Below are 20,750 nucleotides of genomic sequence, written 5' to 3'. Positions count from 1 at the left end.
TCAGGTCCTGAGCGGGCTCAGGGAATGGGATGGGGGTGTCCGGTGGAGCGCGCCCCGCCGGCGGCGGCGCGCTCGGGGACTACTGCCAGCCCATGGTGTTCTTGGCGGACTTGGCGGCGGGGGCCTGCCAGCCCATGGTGTTCTGCGTGGACTTGGCGGTCGGGGACTGCCAGCCCATGGTGTTCTTGGGGGACTTGGCGGCCGGGGCCTGCCGGCCCATCGTGTTGTCCTGCGTGGACCTGGCGGCGGGAGCCTGCCAACCCATGGTGTTCGCAACCGTCTTGGCCGTCGTGGACTGCCACCCCGTGGTCTTCGTCGGGGCGGTGGCCGCCGAGGCGGCGGCCGGGGCCGTCAGGACGAGGGCGGAGGCGGCGACCGCGGCGGCCAGAACGGTGTGGATGCGAAGCATGGGGGGTCCTCGGGGATCTGGTGGGAGGTGGTCGGGAGAGGCTGGTCCCGGTCTTCGAGCGCCCCGCGGTGGCGCTGTCCGTTTCCGGTCCCCGGCCGGTTGCCCCGGCCGCTGACCACTAGTTTTCGGCTCCCCAGAGGCGGTCGGAAGAGCTTCGGGCTGGACGGATCCGGTCCTGACCGGAACCGTCCCGGCCCTCGGCGGAAGCGGCCGCGAACTCCATCAGGGGGGCGATCAGCGGCACCTCCGCGCACAGCACGGTCCAGCCGCGCAGGGCGGCGAGCAGCTCGGTGCCGCGGCGGCCGACGGCGTGCGCGGCGCGCTCGGCCTCCGCGAGGGAGCCGGACAGCAGGAAGAACCCCAGCACGGGGTACGGGAGCGAGTCGGGATGGGCCACCACGTGCTCCACGCGCTCCTCGGGCCGGGCCAAAGCCCGCAGCAGGGTCGGGAGTTCGGCGGCGAGGGCGGCGCCGGGCGGCGGGCGCAGGGCGACGTGCACGAGATACATGCCCCCCAGGGTGTGAAATCCGGCATGCCGGGATCCAGGGGACAGGCTGGCCGGTTCCGGGCCTGTCCTAAAGAGGCCATCTTTCGGACCGTCAGCTTTTCGACCGCACCGTGCAGGTTCTGCGAAGATCACGCAGGACCGCGCAACACAGGGGGACCGCCATGCTCACGACATTGGGATTGGACACCACCGCCGAGCTCGTCTACCGGGCGATGCTCCGCCTGCCCCAGGCAGGCGTGGCGGCACTGGCCCAGGACTGCGGGATCACGGAGGACACGGTCCGCTCCGCCCTCGACCAGCTGAGCGCCCTCGCCCTGGTCCGCCCCTCGCACACCGGGGACGGCAGCCTGAAGGCCGTCTCGCCGGACGTGGGCATGGAGCTGCTGATGGTCCGCCAGCAGGCCGAGATCGCCGCGCACCAGCAGCGCCTGGAGCAGTCCCGGGCCGCCGCCGCGCAGCTCATCGCCGAGTACGCCGACCTGCGCCCCGCCACCACCAGCCCGGGCGTCGAGCACCTGCTGGGCCTCGACGAGATCCGCGAACGGCTGTCCCGGCTCACCCGCGAGGTGCGCCAGGAGGTCATGACGCTCGCCCCGGGCGGTGCGCAGACCCCCCAGAACCTCGCCGCCTCCCGCCCGCTCGACGAGGAACTGCTGGCCCGGGGCGTCCGGATGCGGTCGGTCTACCAGTCCAGCGTGCGCAACGACCGGCCCACCGTCGAGTACACCGACTGGCTGGCCGAACGCGGCGGCGAGGTCCGCACCCTCACCACCCTGCCCACCCGGATGATCATCGTGGACCGGGCGACGGCGGTGATCCCGGTCAGCAGCGACGACACCGGCGCCGGCGCCGTGGTGCTCACCGGCCAGGGCACGCTCAGCGCCCTGACCGCGCTCTTCGACAGCCTGTGGGAGTCGGCCGAGCCGCTCGGCGGCGCGCAGCGGGCCGCCGCGGCCGGCGAGGAGGAGCTGTCCCCGCAGCTCGACGCGGTGCTGCGGTTCCTCGCCGACGGGCACACCGACGACGCGATCGCGAAGCGGCTCGGCGTCTCCCCGCGGACCGCCCGCCGGCTGGCCACCGACCTGATGGACCGCCTGGGCGCCCGCAGCCGCTTCGAGGCCGGCGTCCGCGCCGTCCAGCGCGGCTGGCTCCCCATGCCCCGCTAGGGCGTGCCGCGAGCGTCGACCAGCCTCACGTACGGCGGACTCGCCGTCCGCTGCGAAGCAGGCGTGCCGGTCGCGGCCATCCAGGGATCATTTACGGGCCGGCCCTTGGGGCCGGCCGGGCAGCCGGCGCCGTGACGTCTCCCACGCGTGGCCCAAAGAGCGGAATTCCGGGCTGCCCGCGCTAGGCTCCGCCGCTGGCATCACTCGATCGACCGTTCTTCACCGAACCGATGGGACATCCGATGATCGGCGTGCTGGTGACTTTCACACGGACCGAGAAGTTCGACCGCTCCAACCTCGCGGAGATCGCCGCCGAACTGCGAACGCCGTTCGAAGGCATGGCCGGCCTGCGCTTCAAGAGCTTCATGCTCGACGAAGACGGGACCCGGGCGAGGAACTTCTACGTGTGGGACGACGAGGGGAAGGGCCGCGCCTTCTTCACGGAGGAGATCGTCCAGAAGGTGACCGGGGTCTACGGCGCCCCGCCGGAAGTCGAATTCCTGGACGTCGTGGGATTCGTCGACAATTCCGGCACCTGATCCGCCGGGACCGCACGCCGGGGAAACCGGCGGACGGGCAAAGGCGGGGCTCCCCGCGTCCTGCCGGGCGTGGGGAGCCCACCTGTCCCACCGGGGCCGACCGGCCCCCTGGCCGTTCGGCCGGCCTCCGCGTCCGCCGGGTCGCCGGAGCCGTCCGGCGGCGCGGCGGGGGTCGGCGCCGAAGGTCAGACCATCGGATCCATGTTCGGTCCCGCGCCGCCCCGACGACGGGCACCCAGTCGCGAGCCGCCACCGGTCATGGCCGCACCGGCCATGGCCAGCCCCAGCAGCAGCGCGACGCCACCGGTGATGCAGTTGCTGACGATGCTGCGCGTGGTGTCCATCTCACCCACGATGACCCACGGCGCGAGGACGGTCCAGGCGCCGATGGCGACGGCCGCCCAGGCCATGGAGTGGGTGCGCTCGTAGGCGCTGCCGAAGCCGCCCATGATCAGACAGTACGCCACACCGCAGATCAGGTTGTTGACCGCGAGTGCGGTGAGGTCGTTGAACCCGGCGATCCACGGCGAGGCCGCCAGGTAGACACCCGTGAGCAGCGCCAGCGTCTCGATGGCCTGGGCACGGGGGGTGGTGGTCGCCCGCTCGAACCGAGAGCGCATCTCGGCGAGGTCGGGGTGTTGCTCGATGCTCGGATGGGTGGTCATGTCGGGCCGCCTCCCGCTGAAGCTTTATATGCCCTTTATCCCCTTTGTAACGCTCGCCCGATTCTCCGGTCAAGCGGCTCGGGGCGCAGAATCCCGGGAGTTCCCGAGCAGCGCGCCGAGCGGCCCCCGGACTAGCCGGCGGACGACCCCGGAAGGCCCGCCAGGATCAGCCGGAGACCCAGGCCGAAGCCCCGCGAGTCCAGGCCGGCCAGGCCCCCGGCGGCGGCCTCGGCGGCACCGAGCGAGTCGGCCAGGGCCGGGAACCCGGGCCGGTACTCGGCCGGGGCACGGGTGAAGCCGGCGGTGAAGGTCTCCAGGGCGGAGCCCAGGACGAGGTTGTCGATCGCGGCGGCGGCCTCCGCGGCCTCCGCGGGCGCGCACCCCGCGCCGGCCAGAGCGGCGAGCAGCGCGTCGTACCCCCGCAGGGCCTTGTCCGACGAGACCCGGTGGCGGGCGACGAGCGGGATCATGTGCGGGTAGCGGAGGTAGACCTGCCGGTAGCCGTGGGCGTACGCGGCGATGCCGGCGGTTCCGCCCGGGTCGGCGAGCGGGGCCAGGTCGATCTCGTCGTTGATGAGTTCCGCGACCGCGTCGAGCAGGTCGTCCTTGGACTTCACGTGGTGGTAGAGCGAGGCGCCGCGGACGCCGAGCCGGTCGGCGATGGTGCGCATCTTGAGCGCCTCCACCCCCTGTTCGTCCAGCAGCTCCAGTGCCGCGCGGGCGATGATCGCCCGGCTCAGCAGGGTCTGGCTCGGCCGTGGCATGCGCGGCTCCTTCCCGTCCGGTTCCGGCAGATTACCTGTCAGGAACGCTTCACAAGCGCGCGGTCCTGCGGCTACATTCACGCCACCCGTTTACCTAACGCGGTTAGATTTATCGATGGGGTGATCATGAGCGAGGGCATGGACCGGCCGGCCGACGCGGACGCGTCACGGCTGCGGGACCTCGGTTACAGCCAGGAGTTGCGGCGCAGCCTCGGCATCCTCGGCAACATTTCGATGGGCTTCGCGGTCGTGTCACCGGTGGTCGCCCTGTACGCCGTCTCGATGGTCGGCACGACGGTCGCCGGGCCGATGTGGGTGTGGGCGCTGCCGCTGGTGCTGGCCGGCCAGTGCCTGGTCGTCAACGTGTACGCCGAGCTGTCCGCGCAGTGGCCGCTGGCCGGCGGCCCGTACCAGTGGGGCCGGCGGCTGCTGGGGCCGGCGTTCGGCTGGCTGGGCGGCTGGGTCTGGCAGTTCGCGGTGATGTTCGGCAACACGACCGTCGCGTACCTCGCCGCCCCCTGGGTGTACGCCCTGTTCGGCGCGGTCCCGACACCCGGCGGCCTGGTCGCGGTGGCCGTCGGCATCCTGCTCGCGGGGATGCTGGTGAACGCGTACGGGATCACCATCCTGCGGCGCTTCGTCTCGATGGGCATCGCGGCCGAGGCGGTGGCCTCGGTGCTGGTCGGGCTCGCGCTGCTGCTGTTCTTCCGGGAGCACGGCTTCGCCCTGTTCACCGAGACGCTGGGGGCCGAGGCGCTGTCCGGCGGCTCCACGGTGCTGGGTCTGCTCGCCGCGGTCGCCGTCGCGGGCTGGGCGTTCATCGGCTTCGACGCCTGCGTCTCCACCGCCGAGGAGACCAGGGACGCCGGGCGCCAGGTGCCGCGCGCCATGTGGTGGGCGCTGCTGAGCGTGGGCACCGTGGTGATCCTCAACGCCATGGCGGTGGCGCTCGCCCACCCGCGGCCCGCGGACGTGGTGGCCGGACAGGACCTGGACCCGGTGACCACCGCGGTGGTGCACGCCTTCGGCGGCTGGTCCGACAAGCCGTTCGTGGTCGTCGTCCTGATCGGCTTCCTGGCCTGCGCGGTGGCCTCCCAGGGCGGCGCGGCGCGCGGTCTGTTCTCGCTGGCGCGGGACGGGGTGTTCCCGTTCTCGCGGCACGTACGCCGGGTCAACGGGCGCCAGGCACCCATCGGCGGCCTGGTCGCGTCCACGCTGATCAGCGGCTCGGCGCTCGTCCTGGGCCTGAACGCCACCGCCATCGGCTCGCTGATCGCGTTCGGCACGGCGGCGACGTACCTGCCCTTCTTCCTGGTGTCGCTCGCGGCGTTCATCGCCCGGGTGCGCGGCACGTGGGTGCCGTCGGGGCACATCCGCCAGGGCGCCAGGGGCACGGTCCTCAACGCGCTGGCCGTGCTGTGGACCGCCTTCGAGGTGGTCAACGTCTGCTGGCCGCGGGCGGTGCTGGCGCCGCCCGGCGCACCCTGGTACCAGGTGTGGGCCGCCTTGCTGGGGACCGGGGTGGTGCTCGGCAGCGGGCTCCTCTACCTGCTGGTCAAGCGGCCGCAGGACCGCCTGCGCGACGGCGCCGCCGCCCCGCTGCCGGCCCCGGCGCCTGCCCCGGTTCCGGCCCCGGCGGCGAGCCCCGCCGAGGACGCCACGGCGCGTCCGGCCGAGGACGCCACGGCACCGGCCGCCCCGGAGGCCGCCGGGCCCGCCGCCCACTGACGGTACGTCACCCTCCGCCCCGGCCGCGCGCGTACGCCCGTACGCGCGGGGCACTCCGCCACGCCCGCACACCCCCTTGGGTGAACGCACAATGGAATCGGCAGCACTGAGCCGTACTTTCCATCGATTCCCAAGTTACTTACGGGTTTTGGTTTCGGAACATCGCCCCGCAGGCTTGCGTACGAGTGGTTCCTTCCGCCAGGATCAGTGCCCGTCGGGCCGTGGAACGGCCCGTTCCGCCTCGGCTCCCGGCCGCGCACCGGCAATCCCCGTGCCATCGGCCGTCCCATGCCCGCCCCATCCGCGCGGCCGGCCGCACACCTGCCCTGAGGCTCTCTTCCCTCTCATTCACCTACCCTCAGGCAAGGCAGAGATGGCTCCTTTGGCCGCGCGCCGCAGAAACCCCGCATCCGTCCACCCCGTCGACGAGGTGCTCCCCCTCCCCAAGCTGTCGCTCTACGGCTTCCAGCACGTCCTCGCGTTCTACGCCGGGGCGGTCCTCGTCCCGGTGCTCCTCGGCAACAGCCTCGGCCTGCCGCGCCACGAGCTCGTGTACCTGATCAACGCCGACCTGGTCACGGCCGGCATCGCCACCGTCATCCAGGCCTGGGGCTTCTGGCGGATCGGCGCCCGGCTGCCGCTGGTCCAGGGCGCCACCTTCACGGCCGTCTCCCCGATGATCGCCATCGGCCAGGGCGCGGGCGGCGGCACCGCCGGACTGCTCGTCGTCTACGGCGCGGTGATCACGGCCGGCGTGGCGACCTTCCTGCTGGCCCCCTTCGCCGGCCGGCTCGCCGTGTACTTCCCGCCGATCGTCACAGGCACCCTGCTGACCGTCATCGGCGTCACGCTGATCCCGGTCGCGCTCCAGGACGTCGGCGGCGGTGCCGGGCTCATCGGCGGTCCCGGCTACGGCGAGCCGGTCCATCTCGCCTACGCCGGCGGCACGTTGGCCTTCATCCTGCTCGTCACCCGGTTCGGACCGCCCGCACTGCGGAGCGTGGCCGTCCTGCTGGGTCTGGTCGGCGGCACCGCCGTCGCCTGGCTGTGCGGCGACGCCGACCTCGGCGCCGTGGACCAGGCGGAGTGGTTCGGCGTCAGCACCCCCTTCCACTACGGGATGCCGCAGTTCTCGCTCTTCCCGATGCTGGCGATGGTGGTGGTCATGATGATCACCATGGTGGAGACCACCGGCGACGTGTACGCCATGGGCGAGATCACCGGTCGCCACGTCGACGGCGAGACGGTCGGCCGCGCACTGCGCGCCGACGGCGTCGCGACCGTCCTCGGCGGCGTCTTCAACTCCTTCCCGTACGTGGCCTTCGCTGAGAACATCGGCCTGGTCCGGATCTCCCGTGTGACCAGCAGGTTCGTCGTGGTCGCGGCCGGCTTGTTCATGATCGCGCTGGGGCTGGTGCCCAAGGCCGGCGCCGTCGTGGCCTCCGTCCCCCACCCGGTGCTCGGCGGCGCGGCCGTCGCGATGTTCGGCATGGTCGCCACCGTCGGCATCCAGATCCTGGGCAAGGCGGACCTCAAGGAGGAGCGCAACGCGCTGATCCTGGCCGTCAGCCTCGGCGCGGCGATGCTGCCCACCGTGGTCGGTCCCTTCTTCGAGCGGATGCCCACCGAGATACGGGCCGTGCTGGGCAGCGGGATCACGCTCGGCAGCCTCACCGCCGTCCTGCTCAACCTGTTCTTCCACCGCCGGGCCGACCGCGGGTCCGGCGAAGAGATCGACTGGGACGCACTGACGGAGGCGGACACGCCGGCGGGACGGTGACCGGCCCGTGTCCCCGAACCCGAACCCGAACCCCCACCTGTCGCCGTACCCGCCCTTCTCGCCCGCCGAGGCCCGCGCCGCCCGTGAGCGCATCGGACTGACGGCCCACCAGGTGGCGCTGCACATGTCCCAGTTGGGCCTGGACCGCGACTCCGGGACGGTCCTCGCCTGGGAATCGGGCGCGGCCGCCCCCACCGAGCCGGAGCTGTTCGCCCTCGCGGACGCCCTGTGGTGCCCGGTCGCGGTCCTGATGGCCCGGCGGCCCGTCACCCTCAGGGAACACCGGCTGGCCCGGCAGTTCACACCGGACCGCCTGGCCCTGCGCATCGGCATGTCACCGCAGGCGTACGCCCTGGCCGAGCGGGAGCACCGCTGGTCGGGCGACGACCGGCAGACCCTGCTGCTGGCGGACGCGCTGGGCGTGGGCCCGGAGGAGGTACGGGCCCTGGTCGCCCGTACCTCCGAACTCGACCGGCTGCTCCGCCAGGCCGTCGAGGGCCGCTGGAAGCAGTACGTCGACCCGCTCGCCCGGCTCGCGGAGGCCGACCGGGCCGGGGTCGGCCGGGCCCTGCGCACGCTGCACCAGGAGTACGCCCGGTTCAACGAGCGGTACCTCGGGCACCTGGTCGCCCGCAGCGGCGACGAGCGCCTGCGTGAGGTCGCGGCCGACCGGGCCGCCTGGCTCCGCGCCCTCCCCGACCGCTTCCGCCGCCTCGCCGCCGGAGGCTGACCCCGGGGCGCCGCCCGGCGCCCGCATGCCGCCGCCCGCCGCCCGTCAGCCGCGGGCGGCGGTCTGGCCTGCCGGGCCGGCGGGGTCTGCAGCCGGCAGGGATCCCGTGCAGGTGGCCCGCCCGTAGGCGCCGGACGCGGTGGCGCGCTGGACGTGCCGGCCGCGGATCGCGAGGGAGCAACTGGCCTGCCCGCCCTGCCCGTCGAGGGTCACGCTGACCACCGGGTCCTGACCGAGGGGCACCCGTACCGTGGTCCGCCAGGGCAGCCGGACCCGCTCGACCGTGGCGCGGCCCGCCCCGTCCCGCCCGAGGTACGCGACCTCCGCCGCGCCCCCGCCCCCGACCTCGTACGTGACCTCGGCAGTGGGCCGGGCCGCCCGGGCCGGCAGGTCCGGCCCGCTCAGCACTCCGTAGGTGATGAAGGCCAGGCAGGCGAGCAGGACGGCGAGGGCGACGGCCACCACCCGCCGGTCGAGGGGGGTGCGGGCCGGCATTTCTTCCTTGGACATGCGTTTCTCGCGCTTTCGGCGGGGACGTGACCCGGGACTTATACCCGACGAATTCAGCAAGATCCACTGGGTGGAAATAACGGACACCTCGCCCCCGAATTCGGGGGCGAAGTGTCCGCATTGTCTCCCGGGTTGACTCACCAATTGCCCTCCGGTTAACAATCGCGCCGCCGTTCTCAACACCCTGACCTGCGACGACCTGGCCGACGGGTCTCTTTGGCGTACCCGCCTTCACGTATTCGGCAGGTCGTGTGAAGAAATCGAAAGGGCTGATGTGAAAATTCCGTACAGGAGATACCTCTCCTGTCTGGTGGTATCGGCGATAGCCGGTACCCTGCTCCCCCAGGCCGCTTATGCGGCTCCGTCGCCCGGCACGTCGGACGACGGCCCGGGCATCGTGGACACCATCGCCGGGTGGTTCTCCGACGACGACGAGGCAGCGGAACCGCCGGTCGGGGGCAGGCTGGCCGTCCCGAGCCGGGAGAAGCTCCCGAAGGGCGTCCGCCTCCCCGAGGCCAAGCGCGTCAGGGAGCTGACCGCGCGCCGCACCGGCCAGGCCCGCTTCTGGCAGCTGTCGGACGGCCGCGTCGAGGCCGAGCTCTCCGCCGTCCCGCTCTCCTACCGGCAGGGCAAGGACTGGCACCCCATCGACACCGCGGTCCGCCCGGCCGACCGGTCCACGGCGGCCGGCCGCGGCTTCGACTTCGCCAACACGGCCAACAGCGGCCGCAGCTGGTTCGGCCGGGACGCCTCGAAGCTGATGCGGTACGAGGCTCCGGACGGCCGTGCGGTCACCCTGGGTCTGACCGGCGCCGGGACGCTGAAGCCGGAGGCGAAGGGCGCCACGGTCACCTACCCCGACGCGGTCTCCGGCGCGGACCTCCAGTACGTGGTGGGCCGCGGGCAGGTCAAGGAGAACATCGTCCTGGACCGGGCCCCCGCCGGACCGGTCTCGTTCACCTTCACGCTCGACACCGAGGGCCTGGTCCCCAAGTCCCGCAAGGACGGCTCCGTCGCCCTCTACGGCGAGGCCCCCAACACCCCGGTGCTGGTCATCCCGGCCCCGTACATGACCGACGCGCGGAAGGACCCGCTCTCCCCCACGGGCGGGACCTACTCCACGGAGGTCACCCAGACCCTGGCCCGGGACGGCAAGGCCTGGAAGCTGACGGTCACCCCGGACGCCGGCTGGCTCGCGGCCGAGGACCGGCAGTACCCGGTCGTGATCGACCCGACGATCACCGTCGCGCCGAGCCCGTCCGCCTCGCAGGACACGATGGTCCTGTCCGACCAGCCCGCGGTGAACTTCAACAACACCTGGAAGCTGTCCGCAGGCAAGACGGACACCGGCATCGCCCGGTCTCTGATCAAGTTCCCGCTGACCGAGATCCCCGCGGGGGTCAAGGTCGACTACGCGCGCCTGAACATGTACTTCGACCAGGCGCACACCACCAACGGCAACGACGTCCCGATCGAGGTGCACCGGGCCACCGGCACCTGGAACGAGACCACCGCCACCTGGAGCAACACCAGCGCGCTGGTCGGCGAACTGTCCGGCACCACCGTCCAGCTGGACGAGGGCGACCCGGACACCGCGGCCGTCGGCGAGTGGCCCACCGGCTCCACCACGGGCGGCGCGGCGACCAACGACGACTACGCATACAACAAGAACGCGCTCACGGGTGAGTCGTACACCTGGCAGCCGCGGATCGCCGAGACGGCCTCCTACCGGGTGGACGTGCACTACCCGGCCGCCGCCGACGCCGCGACGGCCGCGCCGTACACGGTGAACCACCGGGACGGCACCAACACGTACACCGTCAACCAGACCGGCTCCGGCGGCGTCTGGAAGACCCTCGACACCACCGAGCGGTACTTCGCCAAGGGCAACACCGGCAAGATCGTGCTCGGCGACACGGGCAGCGCCACGACCCGGACGCTCGCCGACTCGGTCCGCCTGGTCAACACGTCCTCGATCGTGAAGAACACGGGCGAGTACAACCAGTGGCACAACTTCCCGGTCACCGACACCGTCCAGAAGTGGGTCTCCGGCACGGCCACCAACCACGGCTTCGTGCTCCAGGCCAAGGACGACACCCTGGCCGGCACGCTCACCGGCGGCCCCCGCTACGAGGCCGGTGACGGCAGCACGTACGGCGGCGAGACCTCGACCATCCCGCGGCTGACCGTCACGTACGGCACCGTCGGCACGGCGCTCAACTCCCCCACCGTCGTGCACTCCACGGGTCCCGAGCTGTCCTGGCCGGCGTACGCGAACGCGTCCGGCGACCCGGGCCTCGACATCGTCGAGTACCAGCTGCACCGCTCCACGCAGCAGGCCTTCACGCCGTCCGCCGCGACCCTCGTCGCGCCCGTCGCGTCGACGGCCACCTCGTACACCGACACCACCGCGGTGCCCACCCCCGACTCCAGCTCCAGCGAGATCGGGAAGTCGTACTTCTACCAGCTCGCGGTGAAGACGAAGGACGGACAGCTCCTCGGCTCCCCGACCCGCGTCGTCGGCATCCCCAAGGCCGGCCGCACGATGAAGATCATCCAGTCGGGCCAGACGGACACCACGCTCTCCTCCCAGCAGCCCACCACCAACCAGGACGCCATCCAGTCCTGGTCCGTGGGCCAGACCTGGCTGAGCGTGGGCAACAACTCCACGACGTACGGCAAGACCCGCGCGGTCCTCAAGTTCCCCACCACCGGCATCCCCGCGACCGCCACGGTGCTGGAGAACAAGCTGTACATGTGGGGCGCCGAGACCACCTCCACCAGCAACGGCGCCGTCTACGAACTCCACGCCCTCACGCGTGACTTCGACGAGGCCACCGCCACCTGGAACAACGCGAACGCCACCACCGCCTGGACCACCGCCGGCGGCGACATGTCCGCCACGGTCTCCGACACCGTCCCGCAGATCACGGACGAGGTCGGCCGGCACTGGTGGGACGCCACAGGCCTGATGCAGGGCTGGGTCCGCACCCCCACCACCAACAAGGGCGTCGCGGTCCGGCTGAAGGACGAGAGCACCACCGGCCCGCAGGAGCGCACGCTGTTCCTGTCCGCCGAGGCCGCCGACCCGCAGCTGCGCCCGTACATGCAGGTCATCTACGTCGACGCGACCACCGAGGACACGTACTACGCGCCGACCACGCCGGCCCGGATGACCCCGAACAGCACCTACTCGGTGGAGTTCACGGTCACCAACACCACCGCCACCGCGTGGGCGGCGGGCGAGCGTGAGCTGTCGTACACCTGGAAGCTGCCCGACGGCACGGACGTGACCACCGGCGGCAACCAGCTGAAGACGGCCGTCCCGGCCCTGCTGCCCGGCAAGTCCGCCACGATCCAGGCGCAGGTCAGGACGCCGATCAACTCGGACGCGGGCAACAAGCGCGGCGAGTACGTGCTCGGCTGGGACGTCCGGAAGGTCTCGGACGGCAGCTGGCTGTCCGCCGGCACGGGCGGGATCCCCGCCCTGAAGCAGACCGTGGCCGTCGAGGACCCGACCTCCAACAGCCTCGGCCTGGAGAAGTTCTACACCTACACCGGCAAGAACACCGGCGCCGGCTCGACGGTGATGAACAACATGTCGGCGGGCAACACGGTCTGGTCGTACAACGCCTTCGCCAACCCCGGCCGCGGCCTCAACACCTTCGCCCGCTTCTCCTACAACTCCCTGGACACCTCGGACACGGTGCTGGGAGCGGGCTGGTCCGGCCAGATCGCCGGTCCCGTCCGGCTCGGCGCGCCGCTGGACTTCCACCCGAACCCCAACCCCACGGAGATCCGCCTGCCCGACGGGGACGGCACCACGCACGTCTTCGCCAAGCAGGCGGACGGCACGTGGAAGGCCCCGGCCGGCGTGCACTTCCGGGTCACGATGAAGGCCGGGCTCGACTGCAAGCCCTCCGCGGACCCGGTGCCGGACGCCTGGACGCTGACGCGCCCTGACGGTACCCGGTTCCTGTTCGGCTGTGACGGCTACCTGACCTCGGTCGTGGACAAGAACGGCAACACCCAGACGTTCACCTACGAGGAACGCAAGTCCAACAACAAGCCGACCAAGTTCCTGAAGTACATCACCGACCCGGCCGGCCGCCGCTCGCTGAACGTCGTCTACTGGGAGAAGGGCGACGCGCCGTTCCCCAAGGTCGCCGACCACATCCGGTCGGTCACCGACATCTCCGGCCGCACCGTCACGTTCGAGTACTCGGACAAGGCGCTGCTCACCAGGCTCACGGACGGTGCGGGCTCGGCACAGCCCAAGGTCTTCGCGTTCACCTACGACGCCACGCAGGGGAACAAGAACGTCAAGCTGGTGGACGTCGCCGACCCGCGCGGCCACAGCACGAAGCTGGCGTACTTCGCACCCCAGGCCGGTGACGACCCGAAGTACCACTGGTGGACCAAGACGATCACCGACCGCCTGAACGGCTCCACCGGCTTCGCGTACGCGGCGAACGCCGGGAACACCAAGTTCACGGACAGCACGGTCACCGACGCCGAGACCCACGCCACCACCTACGTCACCGACGACTTCGGCCGCGGCGTGCAGACGGTCAACGCCAACGGCCAGGTCACGAAGATGGGCTGGGACGCGGACAACAACGTCACGTACCTGGAGGAGCACAACGGCGCGAAGACCGCGTACTGCTTCGACCAGAAGACCGGCTACCCGCTCTGGTCCCGCGACGCCGAGAACAACAAGGCGGGCGTCCCGCCGTCCGCGGACTGCGCGCCGGGCACCTACCCGGCCAACTCGTCCCGGTACGAGTACCAGACCCGGCTGGACGGCTACTCCGCCGACCTGTACCGGAAGATCTCGCCCGAGGGCCGCACCTGGCAGTTCGGCTACGACTCCTTCGGCAACCTCAAGACCGTCACGGACCCGAAGGGCGTCGCCACGGCGACGGCCGGTGACTACACCACCTCCTACGAGTACGACTCCTACGGCCAGCTCCTCAAGGCCACCGACGCCAACGGCCACTCGGCCGTCAACGCCGGCTTCGGCCCGACCGGCTACCCGGCCACCATCAAGGACGCGCTGAACAACACGGCGACGTACGTCTACGACGCCCGGGGCCAGGTCACCGAGGCCACCGACCCGCTGGGCAAGAAGACGACGCAGACGTACGACACGTTCGGCCGCCCGCTCGTGTCCACGGTCCCCAAGGACCAGGCGGCGGGCGTGCTGATCACCTCGGTCGCGCCGGTGTACGACGCCAACGACAACGTGACGCGGTCGACCTCGCCCAACGGCGCCGTGTCCACGGCCGTCTACGACGACGCGGACCAGGTGTCGTCGGCGACCGCGCCGGCGAACAACAACACCGCGCCGCGCACGTCGACGTACACGTACGACAAGGTGGGCAACGTCCTCACCTCGACGTCGCCGCGCGGCACGCTGACGACCACGGTCGCCGGCGACGACGTCACGACGAACTCCTACGACGCGATCTACCAGCTCACGGCCGTCACCAACGCCCTGGGCCACCGGATCTCCTACGCGTACGACAACGTGGGCAACGTCAGCAAGGTCGTCGACCCGAAGAAGAACGCCACCGCCGACCCGTCCGACTTCTCGTCCTCCTCGCTGTACGACCTGAACCACCGGGTCACGCAGGTCACGGACGCCGCCGGCAAGACGACGAAGCAGACCTACGACAAGGACGGCCTGGTCGTCTCGGCCACGGACAAGGGGAACGCCACCACCACGATCACGTACGACGAGCGGGGCAAGCAGACCGAGGTGAAGGTGCCGCGGGACACGGGCACCACGCGTATCACCAGGTTCGAGTACGACCAGGTCGGCAACACCACCCGGGTGATCACCCCCCGCGGCACCGCCACCGCGGGCGCCGACGACTTCGCCGTGCGCACCACGTACGACGAGCTGAACCGGCCCAAGCGGAAGTACCAGCCCTACGACCCGAACGACGCCCGCTACAACAAGTCGGACGTCTACACCGAGACCACGTACGACCCGGCCGGCCGCGTCGTGAAGAGCTCGATGCCGCCGTCCGAGGGCGAGACGGTCCGCAACGACACCACCTTCACCTACTTCGACAACGGCTGGACCAAGTCCTCCACCGACCCGTGGGACATCGTCACGGCCTTCGACTACGACGAGACCGGCCGGCAGGTGAAGCGGACGCTCACCTCGGCGGGCGGCTCCTCCGACCGGACGATGGCCTGGACGTACTACCCCGACGGCAGCCTGAAGACGAAGACGGACGACGGCGCGCCCGTCGGCCGGAACGTGGTCCTCACCGACAACTCCGACACCCAGAACACCACGGCCACGGGCACGTGGGCCACCGCCGGCACCACCGGTCAGCAGGGCTACGACCACCGCACCCATGCGGCCGGCACGGGCACCGACGCGTTCACGTGGACGCTGCACGTGCCGAAGGACGGCACGTACGCCGCGTACGTGAAGTACCCCGCGGTGACGGGCGCCGCCACGGCGGCCTCGTACACCCTGACGCACGGCACGACCACCGAGCCGGCGGTCGCCAAGAACCAGAACACCGCGGCCGGCACCTGGGTGCAGCTGGGGTCCTACAGCCTCAAGCAGGGTGAGGACACCAGGCTGAAGCTGGGGCAGAGCGCCACCGGCACGGTCGTCGCCGACGGCGTGAAGCTCGTCCGGGACACCACCGGCGAGTCCGACACGGAGAAGAACTCCTTCGCCTACGCGTACGACGTCAACGGCAACATGACGTCGATCGACGACACCTCCTCCGGCGCGCGGATCGACGCCTACACGATCGCCTACGACGGCCTCAACCAGGTCTCCAAGGTGACCGAGGCCCTGGCGGGCCAGGAGAAGAAGGCCACCTCCTTCACCTACGACGCCAACGGCCAGGCCGACACGGTCACGCACCCGAGCCAGTTCGCCAAGTACACCTACGACCTGCGCGAGCTGGTGCAGACCGTCTCGATCGGCACCTCGGCGACGGACCCGTCGCCCAAGGTGTCCTCGTACACCTACACCGACCGCGGCCAGAAGCTGAAGGAGACCAAGGCCAACGGCAACACCGTCGACCACACCTACCTGCTCGACGGGGCCGTCAAGACCACCACGGAGAAGAAGCCGAACGGCACGCTCGTCGCCTCGCACACCTACGCGTACGACGCCAACGGCAACAAGGCGCAGGACGTCGCCCGGAAGATGAACGCCGACAACCACGCGGCGTACCTCGACTCGACGACGGACTACACGTACGACCCGGTCGACCGGCTCGCCAAGAGCGTGAAGACGGGCAACGGCGCCGGCACGGACACGTACGTGCACGACGACAACGCCAACGTCGTCAGCCAGACGGTCAAGGGCACGACGACCACCTACGAGTACGACCGGAACCGGCTGCTCGGCGCGGTGTCGGGCGGCCAGTCCTCGACGTACACCTACGACCCGTTCGGCAGGCTGGAGACGGTCACCGCGGCCGGCAAGGTCATCGAGCGGAACGTCTACGACGGCTTCGACCACGTGGTGGAGTCCCAGAAGGCGGACGGCCAGGGCGTACTGAAGTCGACGAAGTACACCTTCGACCCGCTGGACCGCACGGCCTCGAAGACGGCGGACGGCAAGACCACCGAGTTCAGCTACCTGGGCCTGTCCGGCGAGGTGCTCGGCGAGGAGGTGGCCGGCCAGGTCGTCAAGTCGTACCAGTACAGCCCGTGGGGCGAGCGCCTCTCGCAGGTCAAGCACAACGCGGACGGCTCGAAGGAGGACGGCTACTACGGCTACAACAGCCACACCGACGTCGAGACGCTGACCGACTCCGGCGGCGACACCAAGGCCACGTACGGCTACACCGCGTACGGCAGTGACGACAAGGACGACTTCACCGGGATCGACAAGCCCGACGCCGCGGATCCCACGAAGGAGGCGTACAACCCCTACCGCTTCAACTCCAAGCGGTGGGACGCGCGTTCCGGCACGTACGACATGGGCTTCCGGAACTACAGCCCGGGCCTGAACCGCTTCACCACGCGGGACATGTACACCGGGGCGCTCTCCGACATGAACCTCGGCACCGACCCGTTCACCGGCAACCGCTACGCGTTCGCCGGGGGCAACCCCGCGTCGAGCGTCGAGATCGACGGGCACTTCGACTGCGGCATCTGCTCGGAGGTGGCCGACACCGCGAGCGACTGGCTGAAGAGCGCGGCGAACGAGGCGGACGACGCCGTCTCGAAGGCCGGTTCCAAGCTCTCGGGCGGGCTGCGGTTCCTCGGCCGGGCGTCCGGCATCGGCACCGCGGTGTACGTCTTCCTCGACACCCTCGGCTTCGACCTCGACGGATCGTCGACGGCGTCGCGGGAATCGGCGATCGGCGAGTCGTACAACTACGACCTGGGCCGGCTCACCACGCCGGACAAGGACGTCGAGTGGCGGCCCTACGCCGACTTCGCCCTGCGGCAGGACAACTGCAGCAAGGGGCAGAGCGCGGTGTACTACCTGCCGCTCGACAGCCAGGACCGGGCGCAGGGCGGGCGTGCCTGCCTGACCGCGGGTGACTTCAACTACGAGACGGACGACGGGTCCGATGCCTTCCCGGGCGTCGTGTCGAAGATCTTCGGCACGCGGACCCAGTTCCCGATCGACTGGTCGAGCATCCCGAAGGGCTACTACAGCCGCAAGACGGCCGACCAGAAGGGACTCGACTACGTCCAGCGCGGCCACCTGATCGGCAAGCAGCTCGGCGGCAGCGGTACCGACCTGCGGAACCTGGTACCGCTGTACAACGAGACGAACAGCCCGGTCATGGCCAAGTTCGAGAACGAGGTCGCTGCCCGGGTCAAGGCGGGTGAAACGATCTACTACCAGTCGGATGCGCACTACACCGGGAACAATCCGATCCCGGACAGCATCTCGCTCAGCTGGACCAGCATCACGACGGGCCAGTCGAAGGTGATCAGCATCCCGAACGTGCCGTAGCCCGGAGAGCGGGTCACGTCACCTCCCTGACCACAGGGATAACCTGAATTGCCGGTTCCGGGCCCGGGCGCCGTGGTGCGCCCGGGCCCGGAACCCCACTTCCTGACTTTTTCCGACGAACGCGAAGAGGTGGACGCGGATGACATGGGTCGAGCGGATCCTGGAGGCGGTCGGCCGTGCTCCCGAGCGCGTGGCCGTGGACTGGGACGCCGCGGAGGCCGCGCTGGGCGCGCCGCTGCCGGCCGACTTCAAGGAGCTGTGCGAGGCCTTCGGGCGGGGTGAGTTCAACGGCTTCCTCTACCTCTACTCCTCGAAGGGCGGCGACCACCTCGAAGTGGTGGACAGCATGCGCCGGCTGCACCGCGCGGTGGCGCGCTTCCCCGAGGCCATCGAGGTGTACGAGCCGTACCCGCTCTTCGAGCCGGGCCAGGGCGGTCTGATCCGCTGGGCGGGCGCGGCCGCCGAGGGGTACGAGTACTTCTGGCTGGCGGACGCCGGCGCTCCGGAGCAGTGGCCGGTCGTCGCCCGCACCGACACCACCGAGGAGTGGCACCGGTACGACATGGGCACCGCCGAGTTCGTCCACCGGATGCTGACCGACGCCGAGTTCAAGCCGTTCTCGATCACGCGCTACGCGCCCTCGCCGCACTACGCCTCGTACGCCGACCCGGAGTGAGGCGCCGGGGCCCGTGTGCCCCCTGCGCCTGGTGTGACGAGCGCCACTCCCGCAGGCCGTGATGATCCGGGGGGCTCCCGCGCTGGGACTGACATGACCTCCGAGATCACCGAGATCAGCGCGTGCCCCGGCGCCGCGGACATGTCCGCCTACACGGCAGAGTTCGTCCGGCGGCTCGTCCTGCGCAGCAGGCTGCCGCTCGACTACTCCGTCCGCAGCCTGCGGATCGTCGACCGGGTCGTCGACGGCCTGCGCGCCGACGACGCCGACCGCGCCCGGATGGCCGCCGTGCTGCGCGGCCTCGGGGCGTACGCCGGCGAGGTGTTCGTCCGGCAGGCGGGTGCCCGGTGGGTCGACTTCGACGAGACCACGGCCGCCCTCTTCCAGCAGTCCGTCGGCGTCCGGATGCCCGACGGCCGGGCCTGGAACCCGCTCGGCAAGGTGGTGAACCGGTTCGAGCTGGGGCCCCGGGAGTCCGTCTCCGAGCTGTTCCTCCTGCTGCACGGGCGGGTGCGGCCCGCCGAGCACCGCCAGGGGCGGGCGCTCACCGGCTGCGGCACCGGGCGCCCGGCGTGACCGCGCGGGCGGTGGTCTGCCTGGCCGTGCCGGCCCTGCTGACCCCCGCCCTGGAGCAGCTGCGGAAGGCCGGGGTCACGGCGGGTGGGGAGCGGATCGAGGTGCCGGACGCGGCGCGCCGGCGGGCGGCGACGGTGGTCCGGGGGTGGTACGGGCGGCCCCGCGGACCGGAAGGGCGAGCGGCGGGCCGTACCGGTGCCGGACCCGCCGTCCGCACCGCCGTCCGCACCGCCGTCCGCACCGCCGCCGGACCGCCGCCGGACCGACGTCCGGACAGGACCACCCGCGGAGCCGCGTAAGGTGGCACGCCGGGAAACCCCCGTGGCGCCTCCCTGCCACGCGGACCTGGCCGGGGCGACGAAGGAAGACCAAGGATCCATGAGGGCGGACGATGCCGCGCTGCGGCACGCGGTGGAGCGTGCGCAGGCCGGCGACGACGACGCGTTCGCGGACGCCTACCGGATCGTGCAGCCGGGACTGCTCGGCTACCTGCGGGGCCTGGTCGGCGAGGACGCCGAGGACGTGGCCTCCGACGCCTGGCTGGAGATCGCCCGGGACCTGGGCCGGTTCCGCGGGGACGGCGCGGGCTTCCGCGGCTGGACCGCCACCATCGCCCGGCACCGTGCGCTGGACCACCTGCGGCGGGTCCGCTCCCGGCCGCGCCCGGCACTGCTGGAGCCCGACGTGCTGGAGCTGCCCGCGCAGCGGGACACCGCGGGCGAGGCCCTGGAGGCCGTGTCGACGGCGCAGGCACTGGAGATGATCGCGGAGCTGCCCCGGGACCAGGCCGAGGCCGTGCTGCTGCGGGTGGTGGTCGGGCTGGACGGTCCGGCCGCGGGCCGGGTGCTGGGCAAGCGGCCCGGTGCGGTACGTTCCGCCGCACACCGCGGACTGCGGCGGCTGGCGCGGCAATGGAGTGGAGGCGAAGCATGAGAGGGGGCCACGCGATGGCGGACGACCAGCGGGACGACGACGCGGCGGAGGCGCTCTCCGCCGCCCTGCGCCCGGCCGCGCCCCTGGACGAGCGGGCCGCCGCGCAGGCGGTGGCGGCGTTCCGCGCGGCACGCGACGAGGGCCTGCACGAGGGTGCCCGGGCCCCGCGTACCCGCCGCCGGGACGACTGGCGGCCGGCCGCCGAGCGGCGCCGGTGGCGTTCGCTGCGGGCGGCGCTGGCGGCACTGGTCGCCAGCGTGACGCTGGGCGGTGTGGCGGTGGCCGCGGGCGGGCTGCCGAGCCCGTTCGGTCCGGCGCCCTCCCGTACGCCGGAGCCGCGCCGCAGCACGCCTGCCGTTCCGCCGCCGTCCGACGCGTCCACCCCGCCGCCGGCCATCGTGCCGCCGGAGGCGTCGGCAGCCGTACCGGAGACGGCCGGGCCGGAAGGCCCGGAGCGGACGCCGCCGGGCACCGCCGAGAGCCACGCCGCGCTGTGCCACGCGTACGAGAAGGTCAAGGACAGTGGACGGGCCCTGGACTCCGCGGCCTGGCAGCGCCTCGTCACCGCCGCCGGCGGCGAGGCGGGGATCCCCTCCTACTGCGAGCGCCTCACCGCCCCGGACCACGGCAAGCCCACCCCACCGGACGTCCGGGACGGCTGGGACCGCCGCCCACCGCACCCGACCACGGCCCGCAACGACCCCGACCGGCCCTAGGTGTGTTGTCCGGGCAGGTTGGTGCCGCGGCTGGCGGGTGTTTGGCCGCCGATCCCGGTATGGGGTCGGTGGTAGTTGTACCAGTGCAGCC

General features: G+C 71.6%; 16 protein-coding genes. 11 read left to right on the top strand and 5 right to left on the bottom strand.

Annotated features, from left to right (window positions below):
• Window positions 1–79 precede the first annotated feature (79 nt).
• Window positions 80–409 carry a hypothetical protein gene (locus tag ACIQUQ_RS31605; protein ID WP_403982868.1) on the bottom strand — a complete coding sequence of 110 codons (330 nt, stop codon included), beginning with the start codon at window positions 407–409 and terminating at the stop codon, window positions 80–82.
• Window positions 410–527: 118 nt separating this feature from the next.
• On the bottom strand, window positions 528–917 hold the full coding sequence (locus tag ACIQUQ_RS31600) for a hypothetical protein (protein WP_403982866.1): 390 nt from the start codon (window positions 915–917) through the stop codon (window positions 528–530).
• Between the two features lie 161 nt (window positions 918–1,078).
• Here ACIQUQ_RS31600 and ACIQUQ_RS31595 point away from each other — a divergent pair, with 161 nt between their 5' ends.
• On the top strand, window positions 1,079–2,083 hold the full coding sequence (locus ACIQUQ_RS31595) for a helix-turn-helix domain-containing protein (RefSeq protein WP_403982864.1): 1,005 nt from the start codon (window positions 1,079–1,081) through the stop codon (window positions 2,081–2,083).
• Between the two features lie 257 nt (window positions 2,084–2,340).
• A complete protein-coding gene (locus ACIQUQ_RS31590) occupies window positions 2,341–2,622 on the top strand; it encodes a hypothetical protein (protein WP_403982861.1) in 282 nt (93 codons plus the stop codon).
• A gap of 185 nt (window positions 2,623–2,807) precedes the next feature.
• Here the strand turns inward: ACIQUQ_RS31590 and ACIQUQ_RS31585 are convergent, their stop codons facing one another.
• Both ACIQUQ_RS31585 and ACIQUQ_RS31580 read right to left on the bottom strand, forming a co-directional pair.
• Window positions 2,808–3,287, bottom strand: coding sequence for an SPW repeat protein (locus tag ACIQUQ_RS31585; protein WP_403982859.1), 480 nt, complete (start codon window positions 3,285–3,287; stop codon window positions 2,808–2,810).
• A 131-nt stretch (window positions 3,288–3,418) separates the two neighbouring features.
• On the bottom strand, window positions 3,419–4,051 hold the full coding sequence (locus tag ACIQUQ_RS31580) for a TetR/AcrR family transcriptional regulator (RefSeq protein WP_403982856.1): 633 nt from the start codon (window positions 4,049–4,051) through the stop codon (window positions 3,419–3,421).
• Between the two features lie 126 nt (window positions 4,052–4,177).
• On the opposite strand from ACIQUQ_RS31580, the gene ACIQUQ_RS31575 reads away from it, so the two are divergent.
• The 3 genes from ACIQUQ_RS31575 to ACIQUQ_RS31565 all read left to right on the top strand — a co-directional run bounded on the left by ACIQUQ_RS31575 (window position 4,178) and on the right by ACIQUQ_RS31565 (window position 8,289).
• Complete coding sequence (locus ACIQUQ_RS31575) at window positions 4,178–5,779, top strand: APC family permease (RefSeq protein ID WP_403982853.1); 1,602 nt, start codon at window positions 4,178–4,180, stop codon at window positions 5,777–5,779.
• 373 nt (window positions 5,780–6,152) lie between these two features.
• The gene (locus ACIQUQ_RS31570; protein ID WP_403982849.1) at window positions 6,153–7,559 is read left to right on the top strand and encodes a nucleobase:cation symporter-2 family protein; all 1,407 of its coding nucleotides are present in this window, start codon (window positions 6,153–6,155) and stop codon (window positions 7,557–7,559) included.
• A gap of 7 nt (window positions 7,560–7,566) precedes the next feature.
• A complete protein-coding gene (locus ACIQUQ_RS31565) occupies window positions 7,567–8,289 on the top strand; it encodes a transcriptional regulator (protein ID WP_403982847.1) in 723 nt (240 codons plus the stop codon).
• A 45-nt stretch (window positions 8,290–8,334) separates the two neighbouring features.
• Here ACIQUQ_RS31565 and ACIQUQ_RS31560 read toward each other — a convergent pair whose 3' ends face one another.
• Window positions 8,335–8,799 (bottom strand): hypothetical protein, encoded by a 465-nt coding sequence (locus ACIQUQ_RS31560; RefSeq protein ID WP_403982844.1) that lies wholly within the window; start codon window positions 8,797–8,799, stop codon window positions 8,335–8,337.
• Window positions 8,800–10,075: 1,276 nt separating this feature from the next.
• Here ACIQUQ_RS31560 and ACIQUQ_RS31555 point away from each other — a divergent pair.
• The 6 genes from ACIQUQ_RS31555 to ACIQUQ_RS31530 all read left to right on the top strand — a co-directional run bounded on the left by ACIQUQ_RS31555 (window position 10,076) and on the right by ACIQUQ_RS31530 (window position 20,659).
• Entirely contained in the window at window positions 10,076–17,758 is a 7,683-nt protein-coding gene (locus ACIQUQ_RS31555; RefSeq protein WP_403982961.1) for a DNRLRE domain-containing protein, read from the top strand.
• A gap of 139 nt (window positions 17,759–17,897) precedes the next feature.
• Complete coding sequence (locus ACIQUQ_RS31550) at window positions 17,898–18,434, top strand: SMI1/KNR4 family protein (protein WP_403982841.1); 537 nt, start codon at window positions 17,898–17,900, stop codon at window positions 18,432–18,434.
• A 93-nt stretch (window positions 18,435–18,527) separates the two neighbouring features.
• Window positions 18,528–19,010 carry a hypothetical protein gene (locus ACIQUQ_RS31545; RefSeq protein WP_403982838.1) on the top strand — a complete coding sequence of 161 codons (483 nt, stop codon included), beginning with the start codon at window positions 18,528–18,530 and terminating at the stop codon, window positions 19,008–19,010.
• Complete coding sequence (locus ACIQUQ_RS31540; protein WP_403982835.1) at window positions 19,007–19,309, top strand: hypothetical protein; 303 nt, start codon at window positions 19,007–19,009, stop codon at window positions 19,307–19,309. The genes ACIQUQ_RS31545 and ACIQUQ_RS31540 overlap by 4 nt, the downstream gene beginning before the upstream one ends.
• A 79-nt stretch (window positions 19,310–19,388) precedes the next feature.
• Window positions 19,389–19,943, top strand: a complete 555-nt coding sequence (locus tag ACIQUQ_RS31535) for an RNA polymerase sigma factor (protein ID WP_403982832.1) — start codon at window positions 19,389–19,391, stop codon at window positions 19,941–19,943.
• Window positions 19,940–20,659, top strand: coding sequence for a hypothetical protein (locus ACIQUQ_RS31530; RefSeq protein WP_403982828.1), 720 nt, complete (start codon window positions 19,940–19,942; stop codon window positions 20,657–20,659). The genes ACIQUQ_RS31535 and ACIQUQ_RS31530 overlap by 4 nt, the downstream gene beginning before the upstream one ends.
• The last annotated feature ends 91 nt before the right edge of the window (window positions 20,660–20,750 follow it).

Origin of the sequence: Streptomyces sp. NPDC101118 (assembly GCF_044759445.1) — a bacterium.
Lineage (GTDB): Bacteria > Actinomycetota > Actinomycetes > Streptomycetales > Streptomycetaceae > Streptomyces.
Note: the sequence above shows the minus strand (reverse complement) of the source record. Positions and strands in the feature narration are given on the sequence as shown.